The following is an 11224-nucleotide window of genomic DNA, read 5'->3' as shown; positions in this document are numbered from 1 at the left end:
ATGGCACTCGACCACCGCCTCTCCCCCGAGCACGAGGAACTGCGCCGCACCGTCGAGGAGTTCGCCCACGATGTGGTCGCACCCAAGATCGGCGAGTTCTACGAACAGCATGAGTTCCCGTACGAAATCGTCCGGCAGATGGGCTCCATGGGCCTGTTCGGCCTGCCCTTCCCCGAGGAGTACGGCGGAATGGGCGGCGACTACCTGGCGCTGTGCATCGCCCTGGAGGAGCTGGCCCGGGTGGACTCCTCCGTCGCCATCACGCTGGAAGCGGGGGTGTCGCTGGGCGCGATGCCGCTGTACCTCTTCGGTACGAAGGAGCAGAAGCGCGAGTGGCTGCCGCGGCTGTGCACCGGCGAGATCCTGGGCGCCTTCGGGCTGACCGAGCCGGAGTGCGGTTCGGACGCGGGCGGCACCCGCACCACTGCCGTGCTGGACGAGGACACCGGCGAGTGGGTGATCAACGGCACCAAGTCCTTCATCACCAACTCCGGTACGGAGATAACGGGGCTGGTCACCGTCACCGCCGTCACCGGGCGGAAGGACGATGGCGCGCCGCGCATCTCCACCATCATCGTCCCGTCCGGCACCCCCGGGTTCACCGTCGCACCGGCGTATTCCAAGGTCGGCTGGAACGCCTCGGACACCCATGAGCTGTCCTTCGCCGATGTCCGCGTCCCGAAGGCCAACCTGCTGGGCGAACCGGGCCGCGGCTTCGCCCAGTTCCTGCGGATTCTGGACGAGGGCCGGATCGCGATCTCCGCGCTGGCCACCGGCCTCGCCCAGGGCTGTGTGGACGAGTCGGTGCGCTACGCCAACACCCGTACCGCCTTCGGCAAGCCCATCGGCGCCAACCAGGCGATCCAGTTCAAGATCGCGGACATGGAGATGCGCGCCCACACCGCGCGGCTGGCCTGGCGGGATGCGGCCACCCGGCTGCTGGCGGGCGAGCCGTTCAAGAAGCAGGCGGCGCTGGCCAAGCTGTACTCCAGCGAGATCGCCGTCACCAACGCCCGTGAAGCCACTCAGATCCACGGTGGCTACGGCTTCATGAACGAGTATCCGGTGGCGCGTATGTGGCGGGACGCGAAGATCCTGGAGATCGGCGAGGGCACCAGCGAGGTGCAGCGCATGCTGGTGGCCCGGGAGTTGGGGGTGGGCGACGGGGCGTGAGGCCGCTGCCCCGGGAGCCGGACGGGGCGGGCCGGGCGGGGTGACCCCCGCACCCCGAGGCTAAATAATCGGGGTATGGCGGAAATCCTCCAGCGGGCCGGGGCATGGACCTTCGACGGGGAGACCGTCAGGATCGTGCCCGGCACCGAGCGTCAGGTACACCAACTGCGCAAGGTCCTGGGAGAGGTGGCCGTGCCGCTGCGCGCGGTGGCGGGGATCGCCTACGAGCCCGGCGGGCGCAAGGGCGGCAGACTCCGCCTGCGGCTGCGCGACGGCGCCGACCCGCTCTCCCAGGTGGCCGGCGGACGGCTGCCGGACGCCGCGGACCCGTATCAGCTGGCGGTGGAGAGGGACCGCACGGGCGTGGCCGAGTACTTCGTCGAGGAGGTACGCAACGCCCTGCTGCTGGAGGAGGTCCCCGACACCCCGTGCGACCGCTATCTGCTGCCGGGGCCTCCCGTACCGCTGACCGCCACCGGCACGGACGGCACCGTCGCCTTCGACGGTGAACACATCCAGCTGGAGTGGAACTGGATGGCCGAGCAGAGCAAGTCCTCGGCCGGACCGCGCCGACTGCTGCTGCAGGAGCTGGAGGGCGTGGAGTGGATCCCGGCGCTCGGCTGGGAGAACGGCAGCCTCCGCTTCCGCCCCAGGGGCACCTACCCGGCCCTCAAGCCCCAGCACGATCCCAACTGCCTGCTGCTGTGGGGCGTACGGCAGACGAGGGAGACGGGCGGCGCGGTGCTGCTGGCCGCCGCGGTGGTCGCCCGGCTCCCGCACCCGCTGGCGGGGCCCCCGGCGGACACGACGGCCGGGACACCAGAGACAGCCGGGACACCAGGGACCGAGGCCGGGGCCCAGGCCGGGGCCGGGTCGAGGGCCCCGGAGTTGAGCGCTCCCGCCCCCTCCCCAGCCACGGCGGACCACGACGGCCTGCTGCGCCGGCTGCGCGAGCTGGGTGAGCTGCACAGCACAGGCGTGCTCACGGACGACGAGTTCGCCCTCGCCAAGAAGGCCATCCTCGACCGCTTCTAGCACGCTGCCTCTACCGGCGGCAGCCGGCACCTACCCACAGCAGCCACCCGCCACCGGCAGCAACCGCACCCACCCACAGCAGCCAGCCCCCACCGGCAGCAAGCTGCACCCACCCACAGCAACCGGCACCCACACGCAGCAACCGCACCCACCCGCAGCAGCCACCCGCCACCGGCAGCAAGCTGCACCCACCCACACCAGCCAGCACCCACCCGCACCAGCCAGCACCCACCAGCAACCGGAAACCTCACCGGGGCCAGGGCACCTGTGGCGACCGGTAGTAGTTCACACCCATCAGCTCCCAGCGCGGCCCCTGCTGGGCCAGCCGCTTCCGGTAGCCGTCCCAGTTGTGGGTGGCGGCGGGCGACCAGCCCAGTTCGGCCACACCGGGCAGCCGCGGGAAGGCCAGGTACTCGAGCTGTGCGCTGGTCGCGATGGTCTCCGACCACAGCGGCGCCTCCACCCCGAGCACGGCCCGCTCGGGCACCCCCTCCAGATAGCCGCCCGGGTCCCAGTCGTAGGAGCGCCGGGTGGACACGTAGCCGGCCCAGGAGAGACCCAGCGGGGTGTCCTTGTCGTACTTCATGTCGAGGTAGGCACGGTCGGCCGGGGAGAGCACCAGCTTGGTGCCCCGCCGCGCGGCCTCGGCCACCCGGGCCCGCTCCTCGGCGCCGGTCCGGTCGTAGCCCCAGTACTGGGCGACGGTGCCGCGGTCCGGCGCGGCCGTGATCTGGTGCCAGCCGATGGCCTTCTTCCCGTACTTGGCGACGACGGGCTGCACGCGCCGCATGAAGGTGACGTAGTCCTCATGGCTGGTGGCGTGTGCCTCGTCCCCGCCGATGTGGAGATAGGGACCGGGCGTCAGGGCCGCCAGTTCGCGGAGCACGTCGTCGACGAAGTCGTACGTACGCTCCAGCGGCACACACAGCGAGCTGAAGCCGACCTCGATACCGGTGTAGCGGGGCGGTGCGACGCCGTCGCAGTTGAGCTCCGCGTAGGAGGCCAGTGCCGCGTTGGTGTGTCCGGGCATGTCGATCTCGGGGACGACGGTCAGGTGCCGCGCCGAGGCGTAGCGCACGATTTCGCGGTAGTCGGCCTTGGTGTAGTAGCCGCCGGGGCCGCCGCCGACCTCGCTGCCACCGCCGTATGCGGCCAGCCGGGGCCAGGAGTCGACGGCGATGCGCCAGCCCTGGTCGTCGGAGAGGTGCAGATGGAGAGTGTTGACCTTGTAGAGGGCGAGCTGGTCGATGTAGCGCTTGACCGCTCCGACGGGGAAGAAGTGGCGGGCGACGTCCAGCATGGCGCCCCGGTAGGCGTAGCGCGGCGTGTCGGTGATGGTGCCGCCCGCGATGGGCCAGGGCCCGGGTTGCACGCTGCGGGCCTCGACGGCGGCGGGCAGCAGCTGCCGGAGGGTCTGCACCCCGTGGAAGAGCCCGGCGGGCTCCCGTGCGCTGAGCTTGACGGCGCGCTCCCCCACATCGAGCCGGTAGCCCTCGGCACCCAGCGTCCGGTGCCCGCCGAGCCGCAGCTGGATGCCGTCGCGTCCGGGGCTGGTGGTGACGGGCAGCCGGTAGCCGGTGGCCGGCCGCAGCAGCTCGGCGAGATGTTCGGCCACCTGCCGTACGTCTTTCGAGGCCCCGCGCCGGTGGTTGCTCCGCCGGTCCTGGCCCTGCCCGCCGTACACCCGGATCACCGTCCGCGGGTTGATCGCGTACGGCCTGCCTTTCTCCCGTACCGAGGCGGGCGCGGGTATCACCTGGTCGAGCGGCCGGGGCGAGCGGGCGGTGGCCGCGTCCTTCGCACCGGTGCCGGCGGCGGTCGCCGGCGTGGCGGGCGAGGCGGTGGCGGCGAGAAGTGAGGCGCAGAGGACCAGTAACGGTCCGATTCGTCGTCCCATCAGCGATCCCTCCGGGATCCGCAGAGGATCCCTTCGAACGATTGTTCACCGGGATGGCGCACTCTCAACGAAAGCCGTGTTCAGGACACTTCGCCATAATGACCGCCCCGACCAGCGCCGTGAAGACATCGGAGAGCACCTTTTCCCGCCCCTTCCGCGCCGTTTTCGCCACGCGGTGCCCGCTATCGGGCAGATTTCTTGCGATCGAGGCGTTGAGACCGCAGTATCGACGGGTGCTCGACGCCCAGACGCCGGTCCACGAGGACCTCATCGACCACCTGGTCCGTACGACGCCGCTCCAGCGCGGCGAAGCGGCCCGGGTGGTGCTGGATGTCCTGTCGTACTTCGACGAGACGACCTCCGAATTCGTCCGCCGTCGGCACCGCGAGCTCCAGGCCAAGGGCCTGACGAACTCCGAGATCTTCGAACGTATCGAGGCCGAACTGCCACATCGCGCCGTGGCACCGCCCCAGCTGTCCCTCAGACAGCTCCGCCGCATCGTGTACGGCTGATCACGAAGCGGCACGGCCCATCAGCGACAGCGCCAGCGGCCGACGCCAGAGGGAAACGCCAAAGAAAACGGCAGAGGCAAACGGCAGAGGCAAACGGGCGAGACAGCAGCAGAAACAGCGGCAGCCAGCAGCAGAGCAGCAGAAACAGCAGCAAGAACAGCAGCTGGAAGCAGCAGAAACAGCAGAAAGAAACAGCAGAGCACGACGGAGAGGCAGGCATCAGCTGTATGTGCGGAATTGTCGGTTATATCGGTAAGCGCGACACCGCCCCGCTCCTGCTGGAGGGTCTCCAGCGGCTGGAGTACCGCGGCTACGACTCGGCGGGCATCGCCATCCAGGCCGGTACGGGCGGCAAGCCGGGCGGGCTGAAGACCGCCAAGACCAAGGGCCGGGTCCGCGATCTGGAGGAGCGCATCCCGAAGCGTTTCACCGGCACCGCCGGCATCGCCCACACCCGCTGGGCCACCCACGGCGTACCCAACGACGTCAACGCGCACCCGCACCTCGACGCGGCCGAGAAGGTCGCCGTCGTCCACAACGGCATCATCGACAACGCCGCCGAGCTGCGCGCCAAGCTGACCGCGGACGGCATCACCTTCGCCTCCGACACCGACACCGAGGTACTGGCCCATCTGATCGCCGGTGCCCAGGCCGAGCGCCTGGAGACCCGCGTCCAGGAGGCGCTGCGGCATGTCGAGGGCACCTACGGCATCGCCGTGCTGCACGCCGACTTCCCCGACCGCATCGTGGTGGCCCGCAACGGCTCGCCCGTCGTGCTGGGCATCGGCGAGAACGAGATGTTCGTCGCCTCGGACGTCGCCGCCCTGGTCTCGCACACCCGCCAGGTCGTCACCCTGGACGACGGCGAGATGGCCACCATCAAGGCCGGCGACTACCGCACCTACACCACCGAGGGCTCCCGCACCTCCTCCTCGCCCGAGACGGTGGAGTACGCCGCCGAGTCCTACGACCTGGGCGGTCACGACACCTATATGCACAAGGAGATCGCCGAGCAGGCGGACGCGGTGGACCGGGTGCTGGCCGGACGCATCGACGACCGGTTCGCCACCGTTCACCTCGGCGGCCTCAACCTGGACCCGCGCGAGGCACGCGCCGTGCGCCGGGTGAAGATCCTCGGCTGCGGCACCTCGTACCACGCGGGCCTCATCGGCGCCCAGATGATCGAGGAGCTGGCCCGTATCCCCGCCGACGCCGAGCCCGCCAGCGAGTTCCGCTACCGCAACGCGGTCGTCGACCCGGACACGCTCTACATCGCCGTCTCGCAGTCCGGCGAGACCTACGATGCGCTCGCCGCTGTCCAGGAGCTCAAGCGCAAGGGCGCCCGGGTGCTGGGCGTGATCAACGTCGTCGGGTCGGCCATCGCCCGCGAGGCGGACGGCGGGGTCTATGTGCACGCCGGGCCCGAGGTCTGTGTCGTCTCCACCAAGTGCTTCACCAACACGGTGGTCGCCTTCGGTCTGCTGGCCCTGCACCTGGGCCGGATCCGCGACCTGTCGGTCAAGGACGGCAAGCGCATCATCGAGGGGCTGCGCCGGCTGCCGGGCCAGATCGCCGAGATCCTCAAGCAGGAGCCGGAGATCGAGAAGCTGGCGAAGCTGTACGCGGAATCGCGTTCGATGCTCTTCATCGGCCGGGTACGCGGCTACCCCGTCGCGCTGGAGGCGTCCCTGAAGCTGAAGGAGGTCTCCTACATCCACGCCGAGGCGTACCCGGCCTCCGAGCTCAAGCACGGGCCGCTGGCACTGATCGAGCCCGCGATGCCGACGGTCGCGATCGTGCCGGAGGACGATCTGCTGGAGAAGAACCGGGCCGCGATGGAGGAGATCAAGGCCCGCAGCGGCCGCATCCTGGCCGTGGCGCACCAGGAGCAGGAGAAGGCCGACCACACCATCGTCGTGCCGAAGAACGAGGACGAGCTGGACCCGATCCTGATGGGCATCCCGCTCCAGCTGCTGGCCTACCACACGGCGCTCGCCCTGGGCCGGGACATCGACAAGCCCCGCAACCTGGCCAAGTCGGTCACCGTGGAGTAAGAGAGGCTTCAGCGCCGTGAGGCGCGCGAATGGGCGGAATCCCGCGCGGGCCACCAACCGCGCGGGATTCCGCCTCCCCTGTGCCGGCGTCGCCCATTACGCCGGCGGGTGGGCTGCCGTCGGGACCGTCACCTCCCGTTCAGCAGCACGCCCTCGGGTCACGGCCACCCGTGTGTTGTCTGTATGCCCCTCACAAGCGCACAACCCACCTCTACGGGTGGGTAGATTTGTCGATGCACGGCAATCCGCCACCGCCGAACTCACGGCACAGGCAAGGGAGTCGGCGTCCCGTACCGGGACATCGGGAGCGGCGGGTCAGGGTACGACGATGACCGGGCGATGGGCGCGCCGGGCGAGCCGGCCGGCCACGGAACCGAAGATCCGCCCCACCAGCCCGTGCGTCGAGCCGACCACGATGGCGTCGGCCGCGTACTCGCTGCCGACCTCCTCCAGCTCGTGGCAGATGTCGCCGCCCCGCTCCACCAGGATCCAGGGCACCTCCGCCAGATGATCGGCGCAGGCGAGTTCGAGCCCGAGCACCTCGGTGCGGTGATCGGGGACATCGACGAAGACGGGCGGCTCGCACCCCGCCCATACGGTGGTGGGCAGCCGGTTGGCGACGTGGACAATGATCAGTCCGGAGCCGGAGCGGTGGGCCATACCGATGGCGTATGCCAGCGCACGCTCACTGGAGACCGAGCCGTCGAAGCCCACGACGACGCCGTGCTGGAAGGCCGGGTCGCAGGAGTGGCGCGTCTCGTCCGCCGCTTCGGGGATCGCCGTCGAGTCGGCGACCTGCCTGCGGTCTGCTGGGTCAGGGATCTCGTGTCCTGCCATGAGTTGTCTCGGCGAAGTGAGTCCTCTGTGCAGAGGGACGACGGACGGCTTGCGCTCTCTCGGATCTGCTCGGTCGACCTCGCGGTCGAAGACTGCTGGTGCCTGTACGGCCTGCTCGATGAAGACCGGGAATCGTCTTCCCAAGTCCCTTACCCACAGGGTACGGCCGCACTCACCTCTTGCCCAGGTAAAGAATGACGACCGACCGAGGCAGTTGACCCCGGAGCATGCCTCAGCCCGGGCCGCAGCGCAATGCCGCGTTACGCCCCTTACGCGCCTCCTTGACAGGCGTAAGGGGCTGCCATGGCCGGAAGAAGCGCCGAACAGCCCGGTCAGCCGACTCGTGCACCCCTCGTGCCGCGCTGGTCACGCATCGTGGGAGCGCTTCCCGTCCACCAGGGGCCGACCGGTGCGGTTTCGAGGGAAGCGGCGGAGTCGACCTGACCCGATCGTTGCGTTGGCGCGAGACGACCCTTCAGGGCGCACACCGGGACACACCGGCGCGCACAGCCTCACAAAAAGTCACGCACCGTCGCGAGCCGCGTACGCCGGGCGTACATCATGCGTCACACGTACCTCACACACCTCTTACGTCACCGGCGTGCGCCTCATGAGTGACTGAATCGCACGTCCGACCCCCCTCGAATTTCAGCCAACTTGCTACCTCCTTGCAGTCCTTGCAGCCCGCTTCCCCAACCCCCCTGCCACCAGGGGCGAAAGGAGCGCCGCGCGGGTGTGCACCCTACGTTGATGGGGCAGAGAGGGCATGCGTACTTCCCTGAAGCGCCGTTGAGTGAAACGCTTCGTGATCGAATGCTTCACGCCAAGTTGCCATGTCGACATAGCGCCGGATGCCGAACTTGCACCGCCCACCTCATCCGACGCAGTAGATTCGATCTTGGCTTTCGCTGCGGGGGAGAGCGGGGGAGATGTGCATGGACCGAGAGGAACACAACGATTGAGGGGGGCTTAGTTCCAATGAGCCAGGACTCCACGAACGGCCCAGTCGAGACCCGTAAGCTGGCCGCGCGCCGCCGGCGCGAGATCGTGGCGGTGTTGCTCTTCAGCGGTGGTCCCATCTTCGAGAGTTCCATCCCGCTCTCCGTCTTCGGAATCGACCGCCAAGACGCCGGAGTTCCGCGCTACAGGCTGTTGGTCTGCGCGGGCGAGGACGGGCCGCTGCGCACCACCGGCGGGCTCCAGTTGAGCGCGCCGTTCGGGCTGGAGGCGATCTCCCGCGCGGGCACCGTCGTCGTGCCTGCCTGGCGCTCCATCACCCAGCCACCACCACAGGCCGCACTGGATGCGCTGCGCCGCGCACACGAGGAGGGAGCCCGTGTCATAGGGCTGTGCACCGGCGCCTTCGTCCTCGCGGCAGCCGGGCTGCTCGACGGCCGCCCGGCCACCACCCACTGGATGTACGCGCCGACGCTCGCCAAGCGCTACCCGGCCGTCCACGTCGATCCGCGCGAACTGTTCGTGGACGACGGCGACATCCTCACCTCGGCCGGTACGGCTGCGGGCATAGACCTGTGCCTGCACGTCGTACGCACCGACCACGGTGCCGAGGCGGCCGGAGCGCTTGCCCGCCGCCTGGTCGTGCCGCCGCGCCGCGGCAACGGCCAGGAGACCGGGGGGCACCCACGCCACCTGGACCGCTCCTTACCAGAGGAGATCGGCGCCGATCCGCTCGCCGAGGTCGTCGCCTGGGCGCTGGAACACCTCCACGAGCAGTTCGACGTGGAGACGCTCGCCGCGCGCGCGTACATGAGCCGTCGCACCTTCGACCGGCGCTTCCGGTCTCTCACTGGGAGCGCTCCACTGCAGTGGCTCATCACCCAGCGCGTGCTCCAGGCGCAGCGCCTGCTGGAGACGTCGGACTACTCCGTGGACGAGGTGGCGGGCCGCTGCGGCTTCCGCTCGCCCGTCGCGCTGCGCGGCCACTTCCGCCGCCAGCTCGGCGCTTCCCCGGCCGCCTACCGGGCCGCGTACCGTGCGCGCCGGCCGGACGGGGAGCACGGCCACGAGGGGTCCGGCGGGGCGGGCGCCCCCGGGGCAGCCCCCGGCCCCGGCGGCGGCGGCCCGGGACCGGACAGCCCGCTGCGGCTGCCGCACCAGTCCCAGCCGGGGCACCCGGGGCACCCGGGGCACTCAGGACCGACCGGACAAACCGGGCACCCGGGGCAGGCCGGGCACCCGGGGCACTCCGGAGGCGGCCATGAGCCCGGGGTGCCCGGAGGGCCTTCGGCGTACGGCACCAGGCAGGAGACCCGCCACGAGACCCGACACGAGACCCGACACGAGCTGAGGGAGCACAGAAACGCCCAGCAGAACCGCTCCGAGCGCCTTGAACAGGGCAAACCGGAGTCGGACGCGTTCGCGCCGCGGGTGCCGGGGCAGCGCGGCCGGGGAGCGGGCTGAGCGGGCCGCGTCACGTAGTGTGAAGAACATGAACGATCGCATGGTGTGGATCGACTGCGAGATGACCGGCCTCTCGCTGTCCGATGACGCGCTCATCGAGGTGGCCGCGCTGGTGACCGACTCGGAGCTGAACGTACTCGGCGACGGCGTGGACATCGTGATCCGCCCGCCCGCACACGCCCTGGAGGCGATGCCGGAGGTGGTGCGCCAGATGCACACCACCTCCGGCCTGCTGGAGGAACTGGACGCGGGCACGACACTGGCCGATGCCGAGGCCCGTGTCCTGGCGTACGTACGCGAGTGGGTCCCGGAGGCCGGCAAGGCGCCACTGTGCGGCAACTCCATCAGCACCGACCGCGGTTTCCTCGCCCGGGACATGTCCGCGCTCGACAGTCATCTGCACTACCGCATCGTGGACGTCTCCTCGGTCAAGGAGCTGGCGCGCCGCTGGTACCCGCGCGCCTACTTCAACAGCCCGGAGAAGAGCGGCAACCACCGGGCGCTGGCCGACATCCGCGAGTCCATCGCCGAGCTGCGCTACTACCGCGAGGCGGTGTTCGTGCCGCAGCCCGGGCCCGACTCGGAGACGGCGAAGAAGATCGCAGCCCGGCACGTGCTGCCCCCGGCCGACTGACCCGGGGCGGCGGGGCCCGGCCCCCGTAAACCGGGGCGCGAGCACGGCTCCGGACCCTGTACACTCGTAGCGGCCGGTCAGGGAAGATCTTCTCTCCCCCGCCGGACATGGTGGTCGTAGCTCAGTTGGTAGAGCACCTGGTTGTGGTCCAGGATGTCGCGGGTTCAAGTCCCGTCGATCACCCTTCACTCAGAGGCCCTGTGGTCGGCGGAGACGCCGACCACAGGGCCTCTTCAGTGTGGTAAGGGCCGCTGGTCCTCCGGGCCGGAATTCGCGTACGGCGCGGGGGCGTTCACGCTCGTCGCAGCAAACCCGGACGGGAAGTCCGGGCATGAAAAGCACCGCGTTCCCGGCCTCCCAGCCGGGAGACGGGAACGCAGTGCTGACGGGCAGGCAGAGCTGGACGTCTGCCACGGGGAAGCGCTCGGCTCAGTCCAGCACCTGCGGGCCGAAGACGAAGAAGACCGAGTCGGCGATGTTGGTGTCGTCGTCGGAGACGTAGACCTTCTTGTCCTCCTTGTGGACCGATTCGTGCACCCAGTTGTACTGGTGGCCCTTCGGCCAGGCGGCGGCCGAGCCCGCGGCGGCGCCGGCAAGGCCCAGGACGGCGAAGCCGACAGCGACGGAACGCGCGAGCATACGCATGCGCATGTGAACCTCC

General features: G+C 69.9%; 9 protein-coding genes and 1 tRNA gene. 7 read left to right on the top strand and 3 right to left on the bottom strand.

All coding sequences use genetic code 11. The features are described from left to right. Nucleotides 1-1173 (top strand): acyl-CoA dehydrogenase family protein, encoded by a 1173-nt coding sequence (locus ACTWP9_RS12455; RefSeq protein ID WP_443246134.1) that lies wholly within the window; start codon nucleotides 1-3, stop codon nucleotides 1171-1173. 75 nt (nucleotides 1174-1248) lie between these two features. Further along, entirely contained in the window at nucleotides 1249-2208 is a 960-nt protein-coding gene (locus ACTWP9_RS12450) for a DUF4429 domain-containing protein (protein ID WP_443246133.1), read from the top strand. A gap of 247 nt (nucleotides 2209-2455) precedes the next feature. Here the strand turns inward: ACTWP9_RS12450 and ACTWP9_RS12445 are convergent, their stop codons facing one another. After that, complete coding sequence (locus tag ACTWP9_RS12445) at nucleotides 2456-4105, bottom strand: beta-N-acetylhexosaminidase (protein ID WP_443246132.1); 1650 nt, start codon at nucleotides 4103-4105, stop codon at nucleotides 2456-2458. Nucleotides 4106-4338: 233 nt separating this feature from the next. Between ACTWP9_RS12445 and ACTWP9_RS12440 the strand changes: the two genes are divergently transcribed. Both ACTWP9_RS12440 and glmS read left to right on the top strand, forming a co-directional pair. Beyond that, nucleotides 4339-4617 carry a hypothetical protein gene (locus ACTWP9_RS12440; RefSeq protein WP_443246131.1) on the top strand — a complete coding sequence of 93 codons (279 nt, stop codon included), beginning with the start codon at nucleotides 4339-4341 and terminating at the stop codon, nucleotides 4615-4617. A gap of 227 nt (nucleotides 4618-4844) precedes the next feature. Continuing rightward, nucleotides 4845-6671: a glutamine--fructose-6-phosphate transaminase (isomerizing) gene (glmS, locus tag ACTWP9_RS12435; protein ID WP_443246130.1), complete on the top strand. Its 1827-nt coding sequence runs from the start codon at nucleotides 4845-4847 to the stop codon at nucleotides 6669-6671. A 315-nt stretch (nucleotides 6672-6986) separates the two neighbouring features. Here the strand turns inward: glmS and ACTWP9_RS12430 are convergent, their stop codons facing one another. Continuing rightward, nucleotides 6987-7508, bottom strand: a complete 522-nt coding sequence (locus tag ACTWP9_RS12430; RefSeq protein WP_443246129.1) for a universal stress protein — start codon at nucleotides 7506-7508, stop codon at nucleotides 6987-6989. Nucleotides 7509-8486: 978 nt separating this feature from the next. On the opposite strand from ACTWP9_RS12430, the gene ACTWP9_RS12425 reads away from it, so the two are divergent. From ACTWP9_RS12425 to ACTWP9_RS12415, 3 genes are all read left to right on the top strand, one after another. After that, nucleotides 8487-9929: a helix-turn-helix domain-containing protein gene (locus ACTWP9_RS12425; RefSeq protein ID WP_443246128.1), complete on the top strand. Its 1443-nt coding sequence runs from the start codon at nucleotides 8487-8489 to the stop codon at nucleotides 9927-9929. Nucleotides 9930-9957: 28 nt separating this feature from the next. Next, entirely contained in the window at nucleotides 9958-10563 is a 606-nt protein-coding gene (orn, locus tag ACTWP9_RS12420; RefSeq protein WP_443246127.1) for an oligoribonuclease, read from the top strand. A gap of 110 nt (nucleotides 10564-10673) precedes the next feature. Continuing rightward, nucleotides 10674-10746, top strand: a tRNA-His gene (locus tag ACTWP9_RS12415). A 246-nt stretch (nucleotides 10747-10992) separates the two neighbouring features. Here ACTWP9_RS12415 and ACTWP9_RS12410 read toward each other — a convergent pair. After that, complete coding sequence (locus ACTWP9_RS12410) at nucleotides 10993-11214, bottom strand: hypothetical protein (RefSeq protein WP_443246126.1); 222 nt, start codon at nucleotides 11212-11214, stop codon at nucleotides 10993-10995. Nucleotides 11215-11224: the final 10 nt, after the last annotated feature.

This window comes from Streptomyces sp. 3N207 (assembly GCF_052246355.1).
Classification (GTDB): Bacteria; Actinomycetota; Actinomycetes; order Streptomycetales; family Streptomycetaceae; genus Streptomyces.
The sequence above is the reverse complement of the archived record's forward strand: the minus strand, read 5'-3'. Positions and strand labels throughout refer to the sequence as shown.